Below are 24,618 nucleotides of genomic sequence, written 5' to 3' on the forward strand. Positions count from 1 at the left end.
TCACGCAAAGTCCAGCCGGCGTCGACCGGCTCTACATCTCCATCGGCGGCGCAGTCGGCTGACGGGCGGGTTCGGGAATCTCCGTCATCGTCGCCTCCGTCAGCAGCAATATGCTGGCGACGGAGACCGCGTTTTCCAATGCGACGCGCACGACCTTGGTCGGATCGATAATGCCTTCCTGCAGGAGATCGACATAGCGGTTCCGCGCTGCGTCGAAGCCGATCGCGCCCTGACTTTCGAGCATCCTGGCAACAACGACACCGCCATCGACAGCCGAGTTCTCGGCAATCTGCCGCGCCGGGACTTCCAGAGCACGCTTCAGGATCTGTACGCCCGTCCGCTCATCCCCATCGCAGAGCTGTTCTTCCTCGGCCACAGCCGCGATGCAGCGCAAGAGCGCAAGCCCGCCGCCGGGAACGATACCCTCCTCAACCGCCGCCTTGGTGGCATTGATCGCGTCGTCGAGAGCTTCCTTCTTGGCCTTCACCTCCGCTTCCGCAGGAGCACCAACGCGAATGACGGCCACCCCACCGGAAAGCTTCGCCAGCCGTTCCTGCAGCTTCTCCTTGTCATAGTCGCTGGTGGTCGTCTCAATCTCCTTGCGGATCTGCTCGCCCCTTGCCCTGATCGCCTGCTGCGAGCCGCCGCCCCCGATGATCGTGGTGGTGTCCTTATCCACGACAACGCGCGTCGCCGTGCCGAGCTGCTCCAGCGTCGTCTTATCGAGCTTGAATCCGAGGTCTTCCGAAATGAGCTGAGCGCCGGTGAGGATCGCCAGATCCTGCAGCATTGCCTTGCGGCGGTCACCGAAGCCGGGCGCTTTGACGGCGCAGTTGCGGAAGGTGCCGCGGATCTGGTTGACGATCAAAGTGGCAAGCGCCTCGCTTTCCACGTCCTCGGCGATGACGAGGAGCGGCCTGCCCGACTTGGCGATTTCTTCGAGCAGGCCGACCAAGTCGCCAAGCGCAGAGATCTTCCTGTCGAAGATCAAGATCCGAGCATCCTCGAGAACGGATTCCATCTTTTCCGGATCCGTCGCAAAATAGGGCGAGATATAGCCGCGGTCGAATTGCGTGCCTTCCACGACATCCAGCCGGGTTTCCATCGTCTTCGATTCCTCGACGGTGATGACACCTTCCTTGCCGACTTGCGTCATGGCTTCGGCGACCAACTGGCCGATGGTTTCGTCATTGTGTGCGGAGATCGCCGCAACCTGCTGTTTTTCCTTGTCAGTGGTCACCGGCCTGGAAAGATCCCGCAATGCCTTGATGGTGCGGTTGACGGCGCGGTCGAGGCCACGCTTGAGGTCGATGGCGCTCGCGCCCGCCACGACATTGCGGTGACCATCCGCCAAGATCGCGTGCGCAAGCACGGTGGATGTGCTTGTTCCGTCTCCAACCACATCTCCTGTCTTCTCGGCAGCGGCGCGCAACATGCGGGCGCCGAGATTTTCCTCGGGATCCTTCAGATCGAATTCCTTGGCGATCGTCACCCCGTCATTGCAAACGATGGGAGCAGCCCACTTTTTCTCGATCAGAACCGACTTGGAACGCGGGCCGAGGGTGATGCGAACGGCGTCTGCCAGTCTGGTTGCCCCCTGAAGAACCTTACTCCTGGCCTCTGCATGAAAGAGAACTTGTTTGTGCGGCATTGCCCTATCCCCAAGTTGTCATGACCTCGCCTGACAGGCTGGCACGATATCAATGACATAGATCCGCGGTGATGAAATTGACCGGCGTCAAAAGCGGCCGCCAGGAAATCGGCGCGGCGGCAATTTGATCCTGCGCAATGCCTCTTCGATGGCGCCCTCTAGACTGTTGCCGTGAAGACAATCGTTCTCACTGGCTCACCAGCTACGATTGGAGCAAGGCCGTGAACCACTTCTCCGCGGGACGATGGCTGCGATGGCTTATCATCGATCACCTCCTGTTGATCGTTCTCATTCTGATGGTTGCGGCCGTCTTCAGCATCCCAGCGATCAAAGCTATGATCGAGCACGATCAGCGAAATGCGCCGCTGATGGGTTCGACACCGCAGCAGTCCGTGCTGGCTGGGACCCCTCACTCGACCTCCAGCGAGCGATAGATCTCCTCCTCCTGCGCAAAATGAAGACGTGTGATCGCCTCCAGCCCGTGCAGCAGCCGCTGGACCTCATGAAGCTGCGCCTCTGTCGGCGCCTTGCCGTCGAACGCCTTGCGCATGACGGTGAGGTTGTGAATTTGCCGCTGAATTTCCATGTGCGTCCGGCTCATTCCGGCCAGAATGTCAGGCTTGGCGTTTTTTTGGCGAAGCCGCGCGTAAACCTGTTCGTCCCTCTTCTCGTGGGGAAGGAGACGGTCGCGCAGCCCGCGATCCAGTCTTTGGAGCTCGTCTATTGCCTCTTCCTGTGGCAGGCGTGCAATTCGATCTGCCGTCATGCCAATATCGTCGACCACGTCAGCCAATGCCTTATGCTCGGCCTCCAGTCTCTGCAGGTCTTCGTTGCTCAACCGCGGCGAGGCCATGGCGAAGGAGACAGGTGGCCCCAGGGCGCGCAGGGCATTCAGGATGACGGCGACATCGATCGCCTCCTGAAAAAGCGCTCCTTCGACCGGCGTCAGATAACCGAGGGCGGCAGCAATCATGCCTGCGACCGAAAGGGCCATGCCGGCATAAACGCTCTGTAGCGCGATCGCGCGCGAGCGGCGTGCGATATGGAGGGCACCGACCAGCCTGTCCAGACGATCGACGAGGATCACGACATCCGCCGCTTCGGACGAAGCAGCGGCACCGCGCGCTCCCATTGCTATGCCGACATCGGCGGCGGCAAGCGCGGGCGCATCATTGACCCCATCGCCGATCATCAGCACGGGACGGCCTCTCACCCGCTCCTTGTCGACCGCGTTCGTCTTGTCCTCGGGCTTCATTTCGCTGATGACGTCATCCACTCCGAGGAATGCGCCAACACCTGCAGCGAGATCGGCGCGATCGCCGGTAACGAGAACGATGCGCGCAATGCCGGTCTCGCGCAGATGCCGCAATACGTAACCCGCTTCGGGACGAATCTGGTCTGCCAGAAGCATCGCCCCGGCCAGGGCGCCGTCTATTGTCACAACGACTGCGACCGTTCCGTCGCGCCGTATCCATGCCTCGATCTCGCGGCGAAAGTCCGAGTCCTCAATGCCTGTGCTCGCGAAAGCCCAGCCGCCGACCACGACCTCTCGCCCGGCGACGCGGCCCGTCAATCCTGAGCCTGCCGTTTCCCGGACGCCGCTGGGTACATCAAGCCGCAGCCCCCGTTCACGGGCGGCGGCCACGAGGGCCTGGGCCACGACATGAGGCGAGCTCTGATCCAGCGATGCCGCCACCCTCAAGAGGTCGAGCGGATCGAGGTCGCCGCGTGCCTTGATCTCAATCAGGCGGGCCCGACCATCGGTAACCGTTCCCGTCTTGTCGAGAAGCACCGTCCTCGCGGCAGCAAGGGCTTCAAGGGCGCCTCCGTCTTTCACCAGGACGCCTTTCTTTGCGCAGCGCGAGATGCCGGACACGATGGCGACGGGTACGGCGAGTATCAGCGGACAGGGCGTCGCCACCACGATGACGGCAAGAGCCCGGGTTGCCTCGCCGGTCAGTGCCCAGGCTGAAGCGGCAATCGACAAGGTGAGGGCCAGGAAGGCCAAACCGAATTTGGCCGCCAATCGCACGATCGGCGCTTTCGTCCGCTGTGCTGCCTCGACCAGCCGGATGACGCCGGCATAGGTGCTGTCGGCAGCCGCGCTCGTCGCCTTCAGGTCGAACGCATCGCCGGCATTCGTGGAGCCGCTCATCACCGCCTGTCCAGATTGCCGTCGGATAGGCAGCGCCTCGCCCGTCAGTGCGGATTCATCTAGGACGGCAAGGTTGCCCTCGACAATGCCATCGACGGGAACAACTTCGCCGCGGCGGACCAGAACGAGATCGCCAGGCGCGATGGCCGACACCGCAACATCCTCGATGCGGCTGTCTTGATACCGGGCCGCGCGCGTTGGCACCCGGCTCAGCAGTGCTGTCATCTCCCGGCTTGCCCTGTTTTGCGCGAAGTTCTCCAGGAACTGCCCGCCAGTAAACATGAGTGCCACGACAATCCCGGCCAGATACTCTCCAAACAGGATGGCCCCGCCCATCGCCAGCGCCGCGATGAGATCCAGGCCGAAATCCTTCCTGTGCAGACCAATGCCGATATCGATGACGAGCACCGCAAAGACGACTGCTGTGCCCGTCGTCCAAAATTGCGTCGCAAGGCTCTCTTGCCCCACAAATCTGGCCAATCCACCGCCGACCAGAGCCAATGTTACCAATGGCAGCATCCATGCTTTGGCGACACGCCAGCCGGGCATCCGCATGTGGACGTTTCTCCGTTTCTGAACCACGGCCTCCCGAAGCAGACGTGACGAATATGGCCGGAGACCCCTTGCACTCCGGACACTCGGACTGCGCCCGCATTGGGAAAGCCGAATACATCACTAGTCCACGCCGATCGGTCAAACCTTGAGCATGATCATCCTGCGGGGGGCGCGCCCAGGGATAGAGGTTGAAGCCCGACCTGCTCGCAGATGAATTCAGCAAGGGTTTCGATGGGACCGATCAGATCGATCTCCCCGTCGTGCATCGCCGCATTCTCCGGCATGTCCGGAAAGGAGGCTTCCGCCGGATCTTGCACCAAAGCGATGCCGCCAGCTTCTTTCAGGAACTTCAGGCCTAGCGTTCCATCTTTCAGGGCGCCCGAAAGGATCACGCCGATCGTACGCGGGGCAATTGCGGCGGCAAGAGACATGAAAAGGGCGTCGACGTTGTGGGCTCGATAGAAGCCATCGGCCAACAAATGTACTCGGCAATCCTTCGACACGCTCAGGTGCCGGCCAGGCGGGCTCAACAGACAGGTGCCGTGTTCGAGTTGCTCGCCTTCGCGTGCGAAGCGCACTGGAAGCGCGCATAGTCGTGCGAGAACCTCAGGCAGGTAACTCGGCGGCTCAATTGGTCGATGGATGACGACCAAGACAGAGGCTGGGAGTTCTGCCGGCAAATAACTCAGTAACTTCGAAACGGCTTCAATTCCACCCGCAGAGGCTCCGATAGCGACAACATCCCGTTTCATGATCTACCTCGACCATCCGATTTTCCGATCCTTTAGCCGATGATAGGTTTTCGGACATTGACGTTGGTCAAGGTCGAAAAAATCAGCCTCAGTGACCAGAGTTTGGCGCAATTCCTCTTCATCGAAGTTCGAGCAATTGACCCTTCAATGCCGATCGAGATCCGTCGGGTCATCTCCTGAGCTCCCGCGGTAGGCGATGCCTTGATCGGAAATTGCATAAATGCATTGAACCGCTCAATCCTTCGCAGACCACCGCCGTCGACGTCTCGACTGGGAGGCGGCTGTCCGAAGCGAGCCACTCCTGTTTCCCCCGCGTGCAACAACTTCATTCGACGTCTTTGATTCGAATCAAAGAGCGCCGGAACATTTCGCCTATGGTGAACGAAAGAAGAAGGAGCTCATCTCATGTATATCGCTCGCGCCTCGGAAGACCTCCGAGTATCGCGGGCTTCATGTCGAACGTATCGTTGCGCCGATAGGGGAGAAATTGGATGTCCGTCTTAATTGCTTCGAATGAGCAGCAACTGCCAGATTTCAGGGTTAAGCGTGAAGAGGCCAGCCACTGGACGATCAGCCCGCTCACGCCCCGAGCAGCCCATTGGATGCGCGCGAATTTCGGCCAAGGCGATCCAAAAGAGGATCAGATCATCAAGACCAACCTCATTGGCGCCAACGCACTGATCAGGAAAGCCCGTTCTTTCGGCTTCGTGACGGAATATGTCGGGCCGGTTACCACCTTTCATTTCTGAAGGAGAAGAAAATGCGGATGCCAGCAGCGATTTTCGTTTCTTCCATCGGCCTCGTCGGTCTGATGAGCCTGGACGGGGCAGGCCACGGCATTTCGAAGGGTCCACGGGTGACCCTGCCGGCGGCGGCTTACAACGACCAAAGCCCAATTCAGAGATCGCGCGCACAACTTGACCAACTGCGCAGCGCCTTGCTTCAGCAGAAGGAGGGGTTGCGCGCGAAATCGGCAAACGAACGCATGGGGCTTCCCGTCTGAAAGCGCCTTCGGCCGTTGCCGGAAAAAGTCCTGAAAGCAGAAAGGAGCAAATCATGGACGATATTACTCTCAGACAGAACATCATCGACGAGCTTGACTTCGAACCCAGTATCGATGCCGCCAACATCGGAATATCCGTCGAAGAGGGCATCGTCACTCTCACCGGTCACGTCGGCTCCTACTCAGAAAAGGAGACCGCCGAGCGAGTGGTAAAGCGGATCAAAGGCGTGCGAGGCATTGCCCAAGAGATCGACGTCAGGATCTTCGGAAACTACGAGGCTTCCGACGATGATATCGCCCGCCGCGCCGCCAACATGCTCGACTGGAACGTTTCCGTCCCGAAGGGCGCAATCCAGGTCAAGGTCCAAAAGGGCTGGATCACGCTCACCGGCAAGGCCGAATGGCAATATCAGAAAAATGCTGCGTCCGATGCCGTTCGCAACCTCGTGGGCGTCGTCGGCCTGTCGAATTTGATCGAGATCAGTCCTCGTGTCAGCGCTGCTGACGTGAAGAAGCGCATCGAGGATGCGTTCAAGCGTGATGCCGAGCTGGAATCGCAGGGGATTCGGGTCGAAGTGTCCGGCGGCAGCGTAACTCTCAAAGGCAAGGTCCATACTTGGTCGGAGCGGAGAGCGGCCGAACGGGCAGCCTGGTCGGCTCCGGGAATCAAGACGTTAAATGATCAAATAGCGATCGGATGACCGGATTAAGGCACATCAAATTTCGTGCCGGGGAGGTTTTGCTGTCCCCGGCGTGACTGCATCAGCGATTGCATGCAGGTCATCCGAGAAGGCGACGCGCTGTTGCCCGTGCAACAAGAAACGCTGCTCCGTCAGGACGGCGAGGCGGCATTCCGTCGCTTGGCGTGAATGGGTTTCATATGACATCCGAACTGAAGATCGGCCAGTTGCAGGAAACTCAGATAGAGCGTGCGTATGTCGTCGCGCAGGCGGCAATGCCACGTCTGACGCTCGCCTCCTGGCGTCAGGTCACTAGCGGTTCGGAACGCCGCAACTTCATCGTCGCGGCCGATATCGATGATCGCGTCCGCGGACTCTGCCACGCTCGAATCGAGAACCACCCACTTGCCGGGCGTCTGTTCGATGTTGCGATTTTCATCGTGGTGAGCGCGTTTCGCGAGCAAGAGATCGCCGCAAAGCTCTTTTCCAATGTGAGGAACAAGGCGATTGACGCGAACTGCAATTATTTAAGGGTATGGACGCTCAGGCCAGAGAACTGGAGCCTCCTCGATGACCGGGAATATCGTCATCGTTGGGATCACGGGAGCATGCACCCGCTTTGACCCTCCTTCCAGCTGCCGTAATCGCTCGGCGCCCTAAGACGGGGTTGCGTCCGATTTCGTCCAGCAGAATTCAACGCTGCGCAGATCAGTCACGAAACGTCAGGATAGATAGGTTCGGTTCGGCCCTCGCTGGCCCACCGCCAGAGCTCCACGTTGAGAACAAGCGAGCTGACAGCAAGAGTATTCAGATCAGCCGATGTACAAGCTGACTTGATCGCGACGCAATGCCGCGATTGGCGAAACATGCCGACCGCATCTTGTCTCGCAAGCAGGATCGGGACCGTCGCCCTATCGATCATCGCTTGGGTAACGAATATCCGCTCGCAGCCGCGCATGGCCATAGGCTGCCATGACGAGCATGTTGGCAGGCAGCTCGGACGTCACACGTGATCGCGACAGCATGTTCATAGAACGATACCAGCCGGGCTCGCAAAAGCAGCGCCGGACTGGCAGGCAGGGAAGCGCCAGTAGTAGAGCTCAATTGAATAGGTTCCGCGTGCTAAATTGATTCCCTATCGAAATGGCCGCCGATTGCTGCTCCGCGTCATCATCGAATGCAAAGTTAGTCCATCTATTTCCCGCGAGGATTTGATGTTGATCAATGCGTGGCAGATCAACAGGCACACATTCTATCTGTATGGTTCAATTGCACTTCCAATTTCGGGACAGGTTCGATGCAGGGCGTCAGCTAGCGACCAAGCTCGTCGCGCTATCTCTCGAGCAACCTGTCGTCTATGCCTTGCCGCGCGGTGGCGTACCGGTCGCGCTGGAAATCTCCCGTGCTTTGCAAGCGCCGCTCGATCTCCTTCTGGTCCGAAAAATTGGCGCGCCGGGGACGCCCGAAGTGGCGCTCGGTGCTGTCGTCGAAGGCTCAGGGGCCGAAACCGTCATCAATGAAGACGTACGGATGGCGACGGGTGCCGACGATACTTACCTTGAGCGTGCGCGGCAACGGGAACTTGTCGAGCTCGAACGTCGGCGCGCCTTATACCTCGGTAGTCACGCACGGTTGGAGCCGGCGGGACGAACCGCAATCGTCGTCGATGATGGTCTTGCCACGGGGGCAACAGCCAAAGCCGCGCTCATCGCAATCAAAAATCGGGGTGCCGCAAAAGTTGTGCTTGCTGTTCCCGTGGCGCCAGAAGGAACGCTGGCGGAAATGCGTCCATATGCTGACATTGTCGTCTGTCTTCATCCGGCGCAAGGTTTTCAGGGAGTGGGCGCATTCTACAGCGATTTCCACCAACTCACCGATGAAGAGACAATCGGACTGCTGAGACAAGGGTGGGCCGAGGGTAGTACCACCGGCCCAGATCGTTCCAGGCGCCGTATCGTGGTCCCGCCGCACAGTCTGGTGGGCGATTTGAGCGTGCCACCGGATCCACGAGGCATCATATTATTCGCCCATGGTAGTGGGTCGAGCCGCCTCAGTCCTCGCAACGTTGCTGTCGCTGACAGGCTGAATGACAAGGGTTTCGCGACGCTTCTTCTTGATCTGCTGACGGCAGATGAGGCGACAGACCGCCGAAATGTCTTCGATATTCCATTGCTTGCCGAGCGTTTGCTCGAGGCTGCGATCTGGATTCAGGCTGAGCCGGACATTGCCGATCTACCGTTGGGGCTGTTCGGTGCGAGCACCGGCGCCGGGGCGGCAATGTTGGCAGCTGCCGAACTTCAAGGCCGCGTGGCAGCGGTAGTCTCGCGCGGCGGGCGCCCTGATCTCGCCGGGCCGCGTCTGGCCGAGGTCGAAGCACCGACCCTGCTCATTGTCGGCGGCGATGATCGGGAGGTTCTTACCCTGAACCACAAGGCACTAAATGCACTCGCATGTGAGAAGCTGCTCAAAATCGTTCCTGGAGCCACGCATCTGTTCGAAGAACCTGGTGCGCTTGAAGCGGTGACCGACTTGGCAAGTGCCTGGTTCGAGCATTACCTGTTGACGCCCAACCAGCCAGCCTCCGCGATACCTCAGTCAATCTCACAGACATCGGCAGTGGCCGTGTTGCGGACTGCGGCCGAGCCACTGCCTTCGCTGGAGGACGCGAATTTCGCAGCCGTCTTTGACCGGTTCGCTCAAGCAAGGGTCGTGTTGCTTGGCGAAGCCTCCCACGGTACTTCGGAATTTTATCGGGCTCGCGCCGCTATCACGCGCCGTCTGATCGAGCGGCACGGCTTCACGATTGTCGCTGTGGAGGCTGACTGGCCCGATGCCGCCGCAATCGACCGCTATGTTCGGCAAAGCCCGCATCGGCCAATGCACTCAACACCGTTCGCGCGATTCCCCACCTGGATGTGGCGCAACAAGGATGTCGACGCCTTCATCAGTTTCCTGCGCGATCACAACGCCACGAAACTCCAAGGTGAAAAGGTCGGTTTCTATGGCCTGGATCTTTACAACATGACGGCGTCGATCGCCGCCGTGCTCGCCTATCTAGACCGCGTGGATCCCAAGGCCGCGCAAATTGCGCGTGAACGGTATGCCTGCCTGTCGCCGTGGTCGCGGGAGCCGGCTGCCTATGGCCGCGCATCGCTGACTGAAGGTTATGCACTGTGCGAACGGCCGGTGACACGCATTCTCATCGACCTGCTGCAGAAGGAGCTCCAATACGCCAAGAACGATGGCGCTGAGTTCTTCGACGCGATGCAGAATGCCCGTCTTGTGGCTGACGCGGAACGCTACTATCGGGCCATGTATTACGGGGCCCATGAATCATGGAACCACCGCGACCAGCACATGTTCAACGCGCTGCAGAATATCCTCGCATGGACAGGTCCAAAAGCGAAAGCGGTTATCTGGGCACACAATTCCCACATCGGAGACGCGCGGTTCACCGAAATGGGTATGGAGCGCGGCGAGCTGAACATCGGCCAGTTGTGCAGACAGGCGTATGGACGTGATGCAGCGCTGATCGGCTTTGGCACACATTCCGGTACCGTCGCGGCGGCATCGGAATGGGATGGGCCGATGGAAATCAAGGCCATACGATCGTCTCGCCCAGGCAGTTACGAGGACTTGTTCCACAACGTCGGCGCCGACCGCTTCCTGGTAGATTTTCGCGCAAAGGAGCACGACAATCTCCGCCGCGTCATCGCTGCCCCGCGGCTTGAACGCTACATTGGTGTCATCTATCGGCCCGAGACGGAGCGATGGAGTCACTACAGTTACGCGTCGTTGTCCGACCAGTACGATGCGTTCGTGTGGTTCGATCAGACCTGCGCAGTAACTCCCTTGCCGACTGAGGTGGCCGCCGGAGAGGATGAGACTTATCCCTTCGGTCTATGAAGCGCCGCTATCCTTCAGTTTTTCTCACGCCACTTCAGGAGGCTGTTCAAGTCTATGTCCCAGCCTCAAAACCGTGGACGCGACGAGTCCGTCACATAAGGCGTCACCACGTCAAGATCCAATGACAGCCATCCGGATCTAAAGGCGAAGCATTTTTGCCAGGCATCCGAAACGAAAAAGGGTCGCCACATCGGCCCATTGGGAAGAGCCAAAGCTCTCACGGCACCCCTTCCGATTCATCTCAAATTGCCTCGACACCATGCCTGCCCGAAATCTCTTCAACCCAAATTCCAAAGAAAATCGGCTCGCGTGGCTTTGCGGCGGTCCCATCTTCAGGGGTGAGCGCGCCAGGCTCCCACCACCCGCTGTCCTTCTGCAGAACACTCCAGGCGTGCTGACGTTCACTGGCAAAGCCATTCTTATCTGGAAATTCTTCGAAGCGTCCGGAGGCAATCACGGAACGCCATGAGCCACGGGATGTATGTTCGTGGACCAGCACGCAAACTTGGGGATTTGCGCGCATCCAGTCGATTTTCTTTCCCTCGAGCGAGAAGGCGTAGATCTTTCGTTCCTCGCAGGCAAAGGAGATCGGCACGAGATAGGGTTTGTTCTCATGGCTACATGCCAATATTCCCGTTTTCGCGTGGCGAAGCATATCGAAGCAATCGTCTGTGTTCATTTCCTTAATCGTCACGCTCATCGTCGTCGCCTCCAGCCGAGTATTGAGACAATGCCACACTGCTCGCCACAAGACCTTGCGATAGCTCAATTCGCCACAGATTTCAGGAACAACGCACCAGGCGGGTTCCGTTAGAATCTGATCTCGTTTGAGAGAGGAGGCGCCGCGACAGTTTGCCAACGCAGGAGTTTTCGAGCGCGCACGAGCAAGTCTTCGACAGTGCAAGGCCAATTCTCACGGGCCGGAGCGTTTGATCTGTCGCAATGTTCTCCAGCCGTCCGACATCTATAGTTCGTTAGATCTTTGCTCCTCATTGCAGCGGGAGGGCAAGCGGTGTGAGCGACTTTACTGTAGCGCCGGCTCAGGAGTGCGATTGGCCGGACCTCGAGCGGTTTCTGGATGCGGGAGGCGCAATGCCGCCGCCGGCTGTGTGGCAGGAACTCAAGCAGCTGACCGTCGAATATCCAGCGGGCATGACCCATCGGGGCTCAAACCAAATGCTCATCGCCGTCGATAGAGTTGGCATGATCAGAGGCTTTTGTTTGCTCCAACGCACGCAACAGTGGCCTTATCACGAGGTGCTGGACGTGCCGGTTCTTATTGTTGAAGAAGGCGCAAACCAGAATGCCATCTGCCGCGCGCTGTATGACTACGCAACCGAGATTGCGAGAAAGTACGCGGTTCGTACTGTACATTTTCGCAGATTGGCAAAGGATTGCTGGTGGTCTGCTCCACAATGCCAGCCGGCCTCGAAAGGCAGCGTGATTGTACCAATTGCGGGAAGCTCGCTTGCAGGCCGCTGACAGCGAAAGGCGCATTATATTTGTGGCCGAGTCTGCTGCGAATACGCACCTGTTGCCGTAACGGGATGATCTGGAGGCATGGACCTTATTATCCCGCCGTCGAACGGGCCCCGCCGGACCCATCTGCTCGACAAGCCGTTGCCTGTTACCAACTGTTACAAATTCGCACCATCTTTAACACGCGCGGCATCGGCGTGTCACCGGCGGCTGGTCAATTGTCGTCATCAACAGCACGGAGGGATGGACATGCTGCAGGTCGCCAATTTTCACCACGCAGAAGGCGTCACGAGCGCGACCTTTCCTGGCTCCGCGCCGACCGGCCTTCAGGCACTTTTCCAAAAACAGCCCGTCGAACGCGTCGCCGCGGGCCAATCGCTGTTCTTCGAGGGGGATGCCGCCACGCATCTCTTCGAGGTTATCGAGGGCAGCCTGCGGATCTTCAAGATCATCTCCGATGGCCGCCGCGTCATCACCGGTTTCCTGCATGACGGCGACATTATCGGCGTATCGCTAAAGAGCCACTATCTCTACAGCGCCGAAGCGGTCACCGATATCAAGGTCCGCCGCATCTCACGCAGGGCTTTCGAGACAGCGGTCGACAAATCACCGGATCTGCGGCCTGAGGTCTTTGTCCATCTCTGCGACGAGATGGCAGCCGCCCAGGATCAGATGGTGCTCCTCTCCCGCAAGAATGCCGAGGAGCGCGTTTGCAGCTTTCTATTGAAGGAACTCCTTCGCGATGCTGACCGCCGCCAGTGCGATGCCATCATCGAGCTGCCGATGACCCGGCTCGATATTGCGGATTATCTCGGCCTGACCATCGAGACGGTCTCGCGGACGATGACGAAGCTGACGAACAAGGGCGTCGTCGCCCCCGCCGGTCGTCATTCAGTCAGGATCGTCAAGCGCTCCGCTCTGGTGCTACTGGCGGGCAATGACGACGAATACGTCGACAACATGGTGGAATTCGCCAGCTATGCAAGGGGGTCGCACCACTGAACGCCAGCGGCGGGAAATAGATGTGACAACGAACATACATCATGGAAGCTGACCATAGCTAAAACGAGCTATTGATCTGGGCGGGCGTGAGACTAAAATGGGCGTTCCCGCTGTCCGGAACAGGGCTACGACCATGGACCCTTATGTCATCCAGCAGAACATCAGGCGATTTCAGGACATGCTCGAACTGGCGCGAGATCCTGTAGAGCGTGAAAAACTAAGTCGGATGATCGACCAAGAGCAAGCGCAGTTGGAACAGGCGATTGAGAAAAAGGCTGACAGCTTCAAGAGGTCCTGACCATCGCTGCCCTTGGTGTGGTTTGAACCGGCGGCTCTTCGCCGGCGCACGGCTAAGCTTTGCAACGCACCTTCCGTTGCACTGGTGCCTCTACAATTTGCCTTCCATTGCGGCAGCCGAGCTCTCTCCGAACTGGTCGAGCGCCTCTTCGAGGTAGTCCGGCAGCAGCGGCAGGCCAAGAAGGTAGGCAGCCGTGCGATTGTTATGCGCTTCGGCAGCCTGATGGCGCAGATCGTCCCATTCGCTGGCGTCGCCATCACCGCGACCGAGCCAGGCAAGAGCGACAAGATCAATCTGCTCGTCTTCGTTGAGCGCCCAGATCGCGCTTTCCAGCTCCTTTTCGACGACGTCATCCGGATGCTCTTCCAGGATTTCAATCATATTGTCATCCGTCGGATTGGAGCCGGGATCCGGCTCCGTGAGCACGTCCTTCGCGTCGAATTCCCGGCTCTTAAGAATGAGAAAGCGCACTTTATCCGGCGAAATGCCAGGCTTCCAATCACCGCTCGCATCATTGCGCATGTCGCTTCCTCACATCACGTCATCTTAACCTCACAGTCTATCAGCTTTCGGTTTGGCCGCGTTGCGTTGGATCAATTTCAAATTCCGCCGATCGCGACACTTTCCCATGGCGACGCGCCGCAACTTGATCGGCGTCAATGATCGCCTCGCCCACTTATGCAAGGAAAATGGAAGACGCGGATGCGGGAGTGACCGATGGAACGCAAACACGGCTTCAACCTTGGGTACTTCTTCGTTGCGATGGTCTTGGTCGGAATTTTTCAGCTCTGGCTCGCATCGAGAGATGTCGTCGAGGTTGCCTATAGCGATCTGATGCACATGGTCAGCGACGGAAAGGTACAGTCGGTAACGCTGACTGAGACGACGATCCAGGGCATGTTCAAGCAACCGCAAAACGGCAAGACATTGTTCGTCAGCAACCGCGTCGATCCCGCCGCCGCCGAGGCTTTCGAAAGGGCCGGCGTCAAGGTTATGGGAGGCACGGACAGCAATTGGCTGACGACCCTCCTTTCCTGGGTGCTGCCGACGCTGCTGTTCCTCGGCGTCTGGGTTTTCCTCTTCCGCGGCTTTGCGGAGCGGCAGGGCATGGGGGGGCTGATCAATATCGGCAAATCCCGGGCCAAGGTCTACCTCGAACGCAAGACCGGTGTCACGTTCGAGGACGTCGCCGGTGCAGACGAGGCCAAGGCCGAATTGCAGGAGATCGTTTCCTTCCTGAAGGAGAAGGACAAGTACGGTCGGCTTGGCGCCCGTATTCCCAAGGGCATCCTGCTCGTGGGTCCGCCGGGCACCGGCAAGACGCTGCTGGCTCGTGCGGTGGCTGGCGAGGCGGGTGTGCCCTTCTTCTCGATCTCCGGATCAGAATTCGTCGAGATGTTCGTCGGTGTCGGTGCGGCGCGCGTCCGCGATCTTTTCGAGCAGGCGCGGGACGCCGCCCCGTGCATCATTTTCATCGACGAGCTCGATGCGCTCGGCCGCGCTCGAAGCCCGCTTGCGGGTTACGGCGGCAGCGACGAGAAGGAGCAGACGCTCAACCAGCTTCTATCCGAACTCGACGGCTTCGACCCCCGGGTGGGAATCGTGCTCCTGGCCGCCACCAACCGACCTGAGATTCTGGACGCGGCGCTGCTGCGTGCCGGCCGTTTCGATCGGCAGGTCGTAATCGACCGGCCGGACCGGAAAGGTCGTGCCGCCATTCTTGCCGTCCACGCGAAGAAGGTGACGATGGCGCCTGACGTGAAGGTCGACGACATAGCGGGCCTGACGCCGGGGTTCACAGGCGCCGACCTTGCCAATCTCGTCAACGAGGCGGCGATCTTCGCGACGCGCCGCAGCGGCACCACCGTCAATATGGATGATTTCACTCAGGCGGTGGAGCGCATCGTCGCCGGTTCCGAACGCCGCAGCCGTCTGCTCAATCCGCAGGAGCGCGAGCGCGTTGCCTATCACGAGATGGGACACGCGCTGGCGGCAGCTGCCCTGACGAGGACCGATCCGGTGCAGAAGGTTTCGATTATTCCGCGTTCCATCGGGGCCTTGGGCTATACGCTGCAGCGGCCAACGGAGGATCGCTTTCTGATCACCCTCGGCGAGTTGAAGGAGCGGATGATCGCTCTGTTGGCAGGCCGGGCCGCGGAGGCCGTCGTCTTCGGCGAGGTGTCGACGGGAGCTGCCGACGACCTTGCCAAGGCCACCGATGTGGCGCGGGGATGTGTGACTCGCTTCGGCATGAGTTCGGTCGGCCAAGCCGTCCTGGAACCGCAGCGTCTTCAGTGGCTGGGCGACGGCCAGCCGGACCTGCGGCAGAAAGACTATTCTGAAGCTACTGCACGCGAGGTCGACATCGCTATTCGCACCATGCTCGACGAGGCTTATGAACAAGCTAAAGCGCTGCTGAAGACACGCATGGCCGATCTCCACGCAGGCGCCAAGCTGCTGCTTGAGCGCGAAACGATCACCCCTGCCGATTTCGAGCCGCTGCAGCGTGGCGACAGTGCGAGCGCCCATCAGGTGCAGGAAGACCTGCCACTCGCGGCACAATAGGATGCGATCATGGTCAATCGCCGACCAGATCTCGTGGCACCGGGGGAGCCATCGCTGGAGTCGGAATTCCCATCGCTTTCAAGTGAGCCGAGCACCGTCAACCTGCTCGTCGGCTGGGGAATTGGCGTTCTCGTCCTTGCAGGATTGGTCGGCTTCATCCTGCACTTCGGCGATCTCAGTCTGTTCATCGCCACACTGAAATCAGCGGATCCCAGCTGGCTTGCGGCGGCGCTGATAGTCCAGGCAGCCACCTATGTCTGTGCGGCGGCAATCTGGGCAATGGTGATGGCCAAGGCCGGCCACCGCAAACGGATCCCCGACCTCCTTTGCCTGGCAGTTGTTGAACTTTTCGCCAATCAGGCGATCCCGACCGGTGGGCTGAGCGGTAGCCTCATGGTGGTTCGCGGCCTGATCAAGCGGGCTGTTCCCTCGCCGATTGCGATAACCGCGCTGCTGGTGGCGGCAATCTCCTATTACGCCGCCTATCTGCTGGTCGCCTTCATGGCCTTCGCACTTCTGTGGTACGGAGGCGAACTGACCGACATCTGGTTCTCCCTATCGATCGCCTTCAGTGGCGTCGTCGTCCTCATCGCGGCTCTTCTGCTCCTTGTCGCCCACTCCCGCGGCCGGTTTATCCCCAGGCGGATGTTGTCCTGGCCGCCTATCGCGAGAACTGCGGACATGCTAGCCAAAGTCAGGCGCGACTTGCTGAGCGACGGTACCGTTCTGGCTCAGGCAACGGCCTTACAGGCAGCGATCTTTCTTCTCGACGCTGCAACGTTATGGCTCGCGCTACGGGCAATTGGCGTGCACATCGAGCTGTCGAACGCCCTGGTCTGTTTCATTCTGGCCTCCGTCGTCGCGACACTTTCGCCGCTACCACTTGGTCTCGGTCCCTTCGAAGGAAGCTGCGTCGCTCTCCTTCACCTGCTCGGGGTGCAGGTCGAAATGGGACTCGCGGCGACACTTATGCTGCGAGGCTTCACGTTCTGGCTGCCGATGCTGCCTGGCCTCTGGCTTATTCGCCGAGAAGCCCGGGAGAAGCAGACATCATAATCGCGATGGGTTCAGCCAGGAGAAGACGCCAGTAGTGAAATTCACATGGTGCCTGTCGCGGAGGTCGCCGTGGCAATGTCGGCATACACGAGACCAAACACTTAAAACGCGTCGCATGAATCGATGCGACGCGTGAGGCCCCATCTGCGGCATTCGGTCATACACGGCGGCTCGACTTCAGCCAGGCCGATATGCTGCTTGAGCAGACGCCGAGCCGTCGCCTGACGATTCCCTTCCCTTCAGTGCACCGCGATGCGGTTGTCTACCTTGGTCACGCCGGGAACAGACCAGGCAGCGCGTTCAGCGGCGCGACGCTCGTTCAAGGAATGGACATCGCCATTGAGGACAACGCTGCCGCCGGCCACGTCAGCGCGAATGCCGGACGCCTCGATCTCGGCATTGCGGCGCAATGCACTCTCGATACGCTCCCGAACGTCAGCCGCGCTTGCGGTCGGCCGAATGGTCACACGATTGACGATCGCCAGAACCCCGCCCAGTTTGCGGACGGCATTTTCCGCCGCGACGCGCTGGAAGTGCCACGGCACCTCGCCCGTCAGCGTAACGCAGCCGCGCTGGACGGTCACGCCGATAGCGGCATCTGGAAGTGCTGTATCCCAACTGATGATCTTCACCGCCCGGGCAGCAATTTCGTCGTCGGCATGCTTCTTCCGCTCCGGATAGCGAATCTCGATTTCCTCGGCAATTGCCCGTACACCTCTCACACGTCGCGCCGCTGCTTCGGCAGCGGCCTTTTCCGCATAACTCTCGACGTGGCCTGACAGGGTGACGATCCCATTTTCGACCGCGACGCCGATATTGGCAGCATCAATGCTTGGCTCGAACTCAAGTTCGTCCAGAACGTCCTGTTGTATGGTACTGTCGTGCATCTGATCTCTCCACTTTTGAAGATGATAGAGGGGGACCCTCGGAGGCAACTCTGTCCCTTTCCCGGCAGGACTGCATTGCGGTCGATCAAAGAAAGCTTGCGACTGCGCGTTTGAGATCCGATTGCAATTTCCCTCATGAACTCTTCCGCAGGCGCCTGATTTGACCGATCTCAAGGAAAGGCGTCGCCAAAACTCCGATAAACTCAAGAAATCATGCATGTGGATGCTGAGATCGAGCCCGACCGCTGATGAAGGTTTGCGTCACATAGGGCGCCAAAAAGAGATTGTTCGGCAGATGGACGATGAGAGCCACACGATCATTTTGAAAGTCGATTGCGCCGCGCGCCTATTCAACTCCCTCGACCCCACGCCATTTCGTGAGCGGGACCTTGATCCAGACGCGGAGCGCTTCATCGTCGAATGGGCACAGGAAGCACCGAGAAGCGCTCGGCTGGAGATCGTCGTTCAGCTGCCAGTTCAAGAACTCGCAACCGACTCGGCTGCAATGATATGCGAGGCAATTCAACATAACTTCGGCGATCGAGCCGTTCAAACTCGCCGCGAATTGCGGGAGCTCCTACGGGAAGGGCGACGTGAACTGATCGTTGGCATTCCGACCCTGGCGTTGAGCATCGTTTGCAGCCAACTCATCATCAACGTGATGGGATCGGACACCCTTGGAAAGGTCCTGAGCGAAAGTCTGCTTATTTTCGGCTGGGTTGCGAATTGGCGCCCGCTCGAGATCTTCCTTTATGATTGGTGGTCCATCGCCCTTAAACGCCGCTTCTATCAAGGACTCGCGGCAGCCGATGTGAAAGTCGTTGCAGCATGATTATCCAGATCCGGCCTGCTCCTCCCCGCAATCACCCACGCAACAGGTTTTCCCGCGTGGCAGCGCCGACGAGAAGTTTCGGGAACCCCAGCGAAAGGCGAAGTCAATCGAGGAGCTCACGGAGCCGGAACGCCAACTCACGGGCGGTATAAGGCTTCTTCAGCCAGCTCCCGGAAAGGGCCAGCTCCCGGCCTGCGATTGCCGGCTCCGCGTACCCAGACGTGAACAGGATCTTGATCCCGGGCTTCCGCGCCCTCACTTCGTTGGCGAGCTCATCGCCGGTCATGCCGCCTGGCATGACGATATCGGTGAAGAGCAAGGCGATATCATCATGTTCGTCCAGCCGCTCCAGCGCTTCCCCACCATTCGCGGCCGAGACGACCGTGTAACCTGCGGCTGCCAGACGGGAGACAGCGACGCGGCGCACGCGCGGATCGTCCTCGACGACGAGGATTTTTTCGACGCCGCCCGGAATGCTCGGTTGGAGGCGCTCTTTCGCTCCCTCTTCGCCGGCGCCTTCTGCCGCCGCGCGCGCGGCTGGAAGGAAGACGCGCACACTCGTACCCCGGTCGATCTCGCTGTAAAGCTGGATAAAACCGCCGGATTGCTTGGCGAAGCCATAAACCATCGAAAGGCCGAGCCCGGTTCCGGCGCCGACGCCCTTGGTGGTGAAGAAGGGTTCGAAGGCCCGCTGCTTGACCTCGGCCGTCATGCCGCCGCCGGTGTCGGTGACCGAGATCAGCACGTAATCGCCGGTGCGCACCTCGGGATACATCTTGGCATAGTCGACATCGAGCTTGACACGCGAGATCTCGATCGAAACCTGCCCGCCGCGGGGCATCGCGTCCCTGCCATTGAGCACGAGGTTCAAAAGCGCATTTTGGAGTTGCGAGCTGTCGACGAGCGCCTTGTTGTCTACGCCGGTGACGATGGTACGGAATTCGATCGCCTCGCCCACAGTGCGCCGCAGCAGCTCGGAAAAGCCTGAAACCAATTGCGCGACATCAACGAGCTTCGGGTTCAGCGGCTGCCGGCGGCCAAAGGCGAGCAACTGGCCCGTAAGTTTGGCGCCATCGTCAGCAGCATTCTGCGCCTCACGCAGGAGCGGCCGCAGCCTTTCGTCGGTCAACTTATCCTCGATCATCTCGAGATTGCCGATGACGACGGTCAGAAGATTGTTGAAGTCGTGCGCCAGTCCTCCGGTCAACTGACCAATCGCTTCCATCTTCTGCGATTGGCGCAGTTCCTCGTCGATCCTCTGGCGGCTCGTCAGATCACGGATGAAACCGGTGAATATCTGCTTGCCATTGGCAATGGCCTCGCCGACAGCGAGCTCCATGGGAAAGACGGAGCCGTCCTTGCGCTGCCCGGTCACTACCCGGCCATAGCCGATGATGCGCCGTTCGCCAGTCGTCATGTAGCGAGAGAGATAGCCATCATGCGCGTCGCGATCAGGCTGCGGCATCAACATCTTGACGTTCCGGCCAAAGACTTCCTCGGAGGAATAGCCGAAAAGTCGCTCGGCCGCGGCGCTGAAAGAGGAGATGGTGCCGGTACTGTCGATGACGATCATCGCCTCGGGAACGGTATCGAGGATGGAGCGCAAATGCGCCTCCCGTCCTGCGAGATCATCCTGCACCCTCTTCATACTGGTCACATCATTGTTGGTCTGGACGATCATGCCCTTGGAGGAAGATGGGTCGATCCCAATCCAGCGAGTAGCGATGAAGAGGGTGCGCCCGTCCTTGTGGCGATGCAGCACCTCGCCTTCCCAGGCGCCTTCGCTTCGCACCGCTTCGCGGATTTCTTCCACCGGCCGGGGGAAATGCGTTGCCAGAAGCTCATGTACGACCTTGCCGAGAGCCTCTTCCCGCGACCAGCCGTAAAGTGCTTCGCAGCCGCCGGTCCACCGGCTGATGACGCCATCGAAACCATGGATGATGAGATTAGCTCCATCGAGCAGGCGCGCGAGCTCGACGAGCTGGGTTTCGCTGGTGGATCTGGTCGTCATGTCGCCGTTCATGGCACTTCTTCATCAAAAGACAGGTGGCGCGGCTTCGATCGTAAGATCATCCGACATTCGCCGCCATCAAGAATGCACTATCGTGCCACATTTTGCGAGACAGCGTCGGGTGCCGGCCGACAACAGGTTATCCCACGGCCGCCTACCGGCTACGAGAGCGTCTCGCTTTCGGGTCAAGACTGCGGCAACCGCTCAAGGCGTCAGAACGGCGGCCCCGTTCACCCGGCCTAGCCGAAGATCCTCAAGCGCTCTGTTGGCATCGACAAGCGCATAGACAGACGTATGGGTCCTGACCCTGGCCTTGCGAGCGACCGGAAAGAATTCCTCCGCGTCGGCGCGCGTGAGATTAGCGACCGAGACCACGCTTCGCTCGCCCCAAATAAGGGCATAGGGCATCGCCGGGAGATCGGTCATGTGGATACCGCCGCAAACGACCCTGCCCCCCTTCCGCACTGCCTTCAAGGCAGCCGGCACGAGCTCGCCGACAGGCGCGAAGATGATCGCCGCGTCGAGTGGGACCGGCGGACTTTCGTCCGAACCTCCCGCCCAGACGGAGCCGAGGCCGAGCGCGAAATCTTGCGCCGCCTCGTCGCCGGGGCGTGAGAAGGCATAGACCTCGCGACCCTGCCAGCGACAGATCTGGGCGATGATATGAGCGGCCGCGCCAAATCCGTAAAGACCGATCTTGCCGGCATCGCCGGCCTTCTTCAGCGAACGCCATCCTATAAGGCCGGCGCACAGCAGCGGCGCAAGCGCAACGGGGTCGGCATCGTTCTCCAGCGCAAAGGCATAATCCGCATCTGCAACGACATGTGTGGCAAAACCGCCATCGCGCGTGTAGCCGGTGAATTCAGGACGGTCGCAAAGGTTCTCCCGTCCGGCGCGGCAGAAGGAGCAGGACCCGCAAGTGTGTCCCAGCCACGGCACGCCGACCCTTTGCCCGAGCCGCGACGAAGCGACACCCCCGCCGACGGCCTCGACGATGCCGACGATCTCATGGCCCGGAACGAGCGGAAGCTTTGGATCGGCCAGATCGCCGTCACAGACGTGAAGATCGGTTCTGCAGATGGCGCACGCCTCCATCCTCAGCATTAGTTGCCCATATCCCGGCGCGGGATCGGGCCGCTCTTCCGAGCGCAGCGGAGAGCCCACCCTTTCGAGGACCATTGCCTTCATCAACGCCTCCTCACCTCTGTGACGCGACTCTGGTCGACGAACATCACTTAGCCGGCATTGATCGCCCGGAGTAAGACGGGATCGGATTGGACCGGCATGCGGCGCGCGATGACATGAGCCTCGGTGGCGTGCCGTCGAGATTGTGGCCGAGCGAGGCACCGATCATCAGTGTGATCTTCAGCGGATCGCGTCTTGCCCGTTCCGCCAGCGCCAGCGGCACGGCCTTGGCCTCGCCGGCTCTGGTGAAGCCGCTCATGCCAGCGGTCATGCCATCGGTGATCAGCTGCGCGGCCTCCGCGGCACCGACGATACGATCCCACAACCGATCGTTCCGAAGCCGGTCCTTGAACGTCATGCACAGGCCCCTTTTATTTACCGGTCCTGCCTATTGCCGCCAGAACGCCTGCATCTCCTCGGGCGTGACCTTGCCGTCTTTGTTGGCATCCACGCTGTCGAAAATCCGCTTATGGATGGCCGTGACCTCCTCGAATGACAGCGCACCATCCCCGTCCACGTCGGCAATTGCGAACATGATCTTCATCATCTGACCGCGCATGCCCATCTGGGGCATGCCTCCCATCATGCCGGGCTGCATCATCATACCCTGCCCCATCATTCCGCCGGGCATCATGCCGGAGCCGGGCATGGACTCCTGGCCCTGTCCGTTCGTCTGTGCGACCGCGAATCCCGCAGCGCCGAGGGCGATCGTTGCGGCCAAAACGAGAGTGTTTGGAATTCTTGTCTTTCTCATGTCCTTCCCCTTTGGTTGATCTGTCTACTCGCCTGTTTCCGAAGTGGAGCAGGACGATTTCGAATGCCGGATCCGTCGGATCCGGCGCCGGGTCATCCAGTTGACAACTTGCCGATGCTGACCCGAGGCCATGACACTGCGTCCGTCGCAGTGATCGGCGATAGGCGCAGTCCGAAAGCCCGGATAACGCACGCCTGCGGTAATAGAAACGCCAGCCTCAGATGAAAACAGAAGCAGGTTCTGGCTTAATTGCTCACGTAGGCTGAGGTTGCGCCCAAGCTCCACAGATCGCCTTCATCAGCCAAAACGTCGGCTGATGAAGTTGAAGATAATAGCGATCAATGCTCCCGCGTAGCCGCCGAAGATAACGCTTTGAATCGTCCCCAGGGCCAGGCTTCGAAGATCAAAGCCGGTCAGACCCGAAAAGAACTGCAGCCAAGGCCGATGCAGCCCCCAGTCGGGAGCTACGAAGCCGAGAACCATGCAGAGCAGGAATGAGATGGTTACGAAGGCGGCCAGTGTCGTGCCAAGCACCAGCACGGAGACATGAATCGGCATTGCAGAGTAGGTTGACGGTTGCGCATGCAAGGTAGTGTTCGCCATTGAATGATCCTCCGCATATGACCGCGAAGCCGCGGCCATGACGATAGAGCCATCATCTGTCTATCGGGCGTGAGCCCCATTGATTCAGGTCAACAATGGCAACGCTTTTGCTTTCAGGGAGCTTAACGTCTCGCCCCTCTTACGAACGGTTCAGCAGGAAATCTGCGGCATCCGGATGCTTGGTTGAAGCCCCTCAGCAAGACGGTGGCCAGTTTCCAGATTCTCAGCCTGGTTGCGCCGCGGCCTTGACGAAGCGCAATGCAGACTCCCTCTGCGGCAGGCATCATGACTGCTGTTTAACCTCAGGAGGCCAGCATGCACCCGCAGTTCCATCTTCCGTTGTCGACCTATCCCGACGCAAGTTCCTTCACCATAATCGACAATGCAATTGACCTGGCTCGGCAGAATGACGCCCATCTGGTCGCCAGCATCCCGCAAGTTCGCATCCCCCAGGTCCACCAGCCCTTTCCGACAGTGATCGATGTCGACACATGGCGGGGGCAAGCAGAGCAGTATAGCCGGGACAGCGGGACTTCGCTGCGGGAACATCTCACCCACGCTGTTTCGGAGACTGACGTCCGAATGCGAATCCATGGATTCGAGGCCACGGAGCCGTTCGTATATGAACGCCTTTCCGAAATTGCCAGGTGCCACGACCTGTCCATCATCGAGTCCTCGGAGCTCTCCCGCCAGCTTTCCGAGACGCTGCTGTTCGGAAGCGGCCGTCCCCTCGTTCTATTTCCCGCCACCAGCGTCTGCTCTCGCGTAGACACGATCGCCGTTGCCTGGGACGGCAGCGCCACCGCCGCGCGTGCCCTATCCTGCGCCCGCATTTTCTTCGAGCGGGCGACCAAGGTGCAGGTCATCTCGATCACCGACGACAAGCAGACCGACGAGGTGAACCGCGCCCTTCTCATCTCGTCTTTGAAGCACTCTGGATTGGATGTGGAAGACGTATCGATCCAGGCAGGTGGAGAGACCGCGACCGCGGCCATCCAATCGGCTGCGCTGGAACGAAAAGCAGACCTCCTGGTTGCGGGCGGTTTCGGCCATTCCCGGCTTCGTGAATTCATCCTCGGCGGCGTTACTCGCGAATTGCTCGTCCACGCTGAGCTCCCGGTGCTTCTCGCCCATTAGAGGAACCGAAGAGCGTTGCGGATGACCGCCACGTCGACCGCCTCCTGAGGCAACACCCGCCGCCGGGCTGAAACTGACGAGGTCCTGAGGCAGCATGCGACGGATGA

The 24,618-nt window shown here is 59.8% G+C and carries 22 protein-coding genes and 1 pseudogene; 12 read left to right on the top strand and 11 right to left on the bottom strand.

Features of this window, described 5'->3' with window-relative positions; genetic code table 11:
- Positions 1-31: 31 nt before the first annotated feature.
- From groL to J7U39_RS19800, 3 genes are all read right to left on the bottom strand, one after another.
- Positions 32-1,651 carry a chaperonin GroEL gene (gene groL, locus J7U39_RS19790; RefSeq protein WP_210631964.1) on the bottom strand — a complete coding sequence of 540 codons (1,620 nt, stop codon included), beginning with the start codon at positions 1,649-1,651 and terminating at the stop codon, positions 32-34.
- Positions 1,652-2,060: 409 nt separating this feature from the next.
- A complete protein-coding gene (locus J7U39_RS19795) occupies positions 2,061-4,361 on the bottom strand; it encodes a heavy metal translocating P-type ATPase (protein WP_210631965.1) in 2,301 nt (766 codons plus the stop codon).
- A 155-nt stretch (positions 4,362-4,516) separates the two neighbouring features.
- Positions 4,517-5,113, bottom strand: a complete 597-nt coding sequence (locus tag J7U39_RS19800) for a chemotaxis protein CheB (RefSeq protein WP_210631966.1) — start codon at positions 5,111-5,113, stop codon at positions 4,517-4,519.
- A 491-nt stretch (positions 5,114-5,604) separates the two neighbouring features.
- On the opposite strand from J7U39_RS19800, the gene J7U39_RS19805 reads away from it, so the two are divergent.
- From J7U39_RS19805 to J7U39_RS19825, 5 genes are all read left to right on the top strand, one after another.
- Positions 5,605-5,862, top strand: a complete 258-nt coding sequence (locus tag J7U39_RS19805; RefSeq protein ID WP_210631967.1) for a hypothetical protein — start codon at positions 5,605-5,607, stop codon at positions 5,860-5,862.
- A gap of 11 nt (positions 5,863-5,873) precedes the next feature.
- Complete coding sequence (locus J7U39_RS19810) at positions 5,874-6,116, top strand: hypothetical protein (protein ID WP_210631968.1); 243 nt, start codon at positions 5,874-5,876, stop codon at positions 6,114-6,116.
- 53 nt (positions 6,117-6,169) lie between these two features.
- Positions 6,170-6,817, top strand: coding sequence for a BON domain-containing protein (locus J7U39_RS19815; RefSeq protein WP_210631969.1), 648 nt, complete (start codon positions 6,170-6,172; stop codon positions 6,815-6,817).
- 179 nt (positions 6,818-6,996) lie between these two features.
- Positions 6,997-7,419, top strand: a complete 423-nt coding sequence (locus J7U39_RS19820; protein WP_210631970.1) for a hypothetical protein — start codon at positions 6,997-6,999, stop codon at positions 7,417-7,419.
- 637 nt (positions 7,420-8,056) lie between these two features.
- Positions 8,057-10,702, top strand: coding sequence for an erythromycin esterase family protein (locus tag J7U39_RS19825; protein WP_210631971.1), 2,646 nt, complete (start codon positions 8,057-8,059; stop codon positions 10,700-10,702).
- A 241-nt stretch (positions 10,703-10,943) separates the two neighbouring features.
- On the opposite strand, the gene J7U39_RS19830 is transcribed toward J7U39_RS19825, so the two are convergent.
- Positions 10,944-11,402 carry a pyridoxamine 5'-phosphate oxidase family protein gene (locus J7U39_RS19830; RefSeq protein ID WP_210631972.1) on the bottom strand — a complete coding sequence of 153 codons (459 nt, stop codon included), beginning with the start codon at positions 11,400-11,402 and terminating at the stop codon, positions 10,944-10,946.
- 314 nt (positions 11,403-11,716) lie between these two features.
- Between J7U39_RS19830 and J7U39_RS19835 the strand changes: the two genes are divergently transcribed.
- The 3 genes from J7U39_RS19835 to J7U39_RS19845 all read left to right on the top strand — a co-directional run bounded on the left by J7U39_RS19835 (position 11,717) and on the right by J7U39_RS19845 (position 13,481).
- On the top strand, positions 11,717-12,184 hold the full coding sequence (locus tag J7U39_RS19835; protein WP_210631973.1) for a hypothetical protein: 468 nt from the start codon (positions 11,717-11,719) through the stop codon (positions 12,182-12,184).
- A gap of 246 nt (positions 12,185-12,430) precedes the next feature.
- Positions 12,431-13,183 (top strand): helix-turn-helix domain-containing protein, encoded by a 753-nt coding sequence (locus tag J7U39_RS19840; protein ID WP_210631974.1) that lies wholly within the window; start codon positions 12,431-12,433, stop codon positions 13,181-13,183.
- A gap of 133 nt (positions 13,184-13,316) precedes the next feature.
- On the top strand, positions 13,317-13,481 hold the full coding sequence (locus J7U39_RS19845; protein WP_210631975.1) for a hypothetical protein: 165 nt from the start codon (positions 13,317-13,319) through the stop codon (positions 13,479-13,481).
- A gap of 90 nt (positions 13,482-13,571) precedes the next feature.
- Here J7U39_RS19845 and J7U39_RS19850 read toward each other — a convergent pair whose 3' ends face one another.
- Positions 13,572-14,003: a DUF3775 domain-containing protein gene (locus tag J7U39_RS19850; protein WP_210631976.1), complete on the bottom strand. Its 432-nt coding sequence runs from the start codon at positions 14,001-14,003 to the stop codon at positions 13,572-13,574.
- 195 nt (positions 14,004-14,198) lie between these two features.
- Here J7U39_RS19850 and ftsH point away from each other — a divergent pair, with 195 nt between their 5' ends.
- Positions 14,199-16,046 carry an ATP-dependent zinc metalloprotease FtsH gene (gene ftsH, locus J7U39_RS19855; protein ID WP_210631977.1) on the top strand — a complete coding sequence of 616 codons (1,848 nt, stop codon included), beginning with the start codon at positions 14,199-14,201 and terminating at the stop codon, positions 16,044-16,046.
- A gap of 9 nt (positions 16,047-16,055) precedes the next feature.
- Positions 16,056-17,102, top strand: a complete 1,047-nt coding sequence (locus J7U39_RS19860; protein WP_210631978.1) for a lysylphosphatidylglycerol synthase transmembrane domain-containing protein — start codon at positions 16,056-16,058, stop codon at positions 17,100-17,102.
- Positions 17,103-17,341: 239 nt separating this feature from the next.
- On the opposite strand, the gene J7U39_RS19865 is transcribed toward J7U39_RS19860, so the two are convergent.
- Positions 17,342-17,989: a BON domain-containing protein gene (locus tag J7U39_RS19865; protein ID WP_210631979.1), complete on the bottom strand. Its 648-nt coding sequence runs from the start codon at positions 17,987-17,989 to the stop codon at positions 17,342-17,344.
- A gap of 160 nt (positions 17,990-18,149) precedes the next feature.
- Here J7U39_RS19865 and J7U39_RS19870 point away from each other — a divergent pair, with 160 nt between their 5' ends.
- The gene (locus J7U39_RS19870) at positions 18,150-18,821 is read left to right on the top strand and encodes a hypothetical protein (RefSeq protein ID WP_247241771.1); all 672 of its coding nucleotides are present in this window, start codon (positions 18,150-18,152) and stop codon (positions 18,819-18,821) included.
- Between the two features lie 103 nt (positions 18,822-18,924).
- On the opposite strand, the gene J7U39_RS19875 is transcribed toward J7U39_RS19870, so the two are convergent.
- The 5 genes and pseudogenes from J7U39_RS19875 to J7U39_RS19895 all read right to left on the bottom strand — a co-directional run bounded on the left by J7U39_RS19875 (position 18,925) and on the right by J7U39_RS19895 (position 23,374).
- Positions 18,925-20,832, bottom strand: a complete 1,908-nt coding sequence (locus tag J7U39_RS19875; RefSeq protein ID WP_247241772.1) for a PAS domain-containing sensor histidine kinase — start codon at positions 20,830-20,832, stop codon at positions 18,925-18,927.
- A 204-nt stretch (positions 20,833-21,036) separates the two neighbouring features.
- Entirely contained in the window at positions 21,037-22,020 is a 984-nt protein-coding gene (locus J7U39_RS19880) for a zinc-dependent alcohol dehydrogenase family protein (protein WP_210631981.1), read from the bottom strand.
- Positions 22,021-22,070: 50 nt separating this feature from the next.
- Positions 22,071-22,375: pseudogene (locus J7U39_RS19885) on the bottom strand (propionyl-CoA--succinate CoA transferase); the annotation flags it as partial.
- 30 nt (positions 22,376-22,405) lie between these two features.
- Positions 22,406-22,771: an EF-hand domain-containing protein gene (locus J7U39_RS19890; RefSeq protein WP_210631982.1), complete on the bottom strand. Its 366-nt coding sequence runs from the start codon at positions 22,769-22,771 to the stop codon at positions 22,406-22,408.
- 297 nt (positions 22,772-23,068) lie between these two features.
- Positions 23,069-23,374 (bottom strand): hypothetical protein, encoded by a 306-nt coding sequence (locus J7U39_RS19895; protein ID WP_210631983.1) that lies wholly within the window; start codon positions 23,372-23,374, stop codon positions 23,069-23,071.
- Positions 23,375-23,689: 315 nt separating this feature from the next.
- On the opposite strand from J7U39_RS19895, the gene J7U39_RS19900 reads away from it, so the two are divergent.
- Entirely contained in the window at positions 23,690-24,511 is an 822-nt protein-coding gene (locus J7U39_RS19900; RefSeq protein WP_210631984.1) for a universal stress protein, read from the top strand.
- The last annotated feature ends 107 nt before the right edge of the window (positions 24,512-24,618 follow it).

The organism is Rhizobium sp. NLR16a, from assembly GCF_017948245.1.
Taxonomy (GTDB): domain Bacteria; phylum Pseudomonadota; class Alphaproteobacteria; order Rhizobiales; family Rhizobiaceae; genus Rhizobium.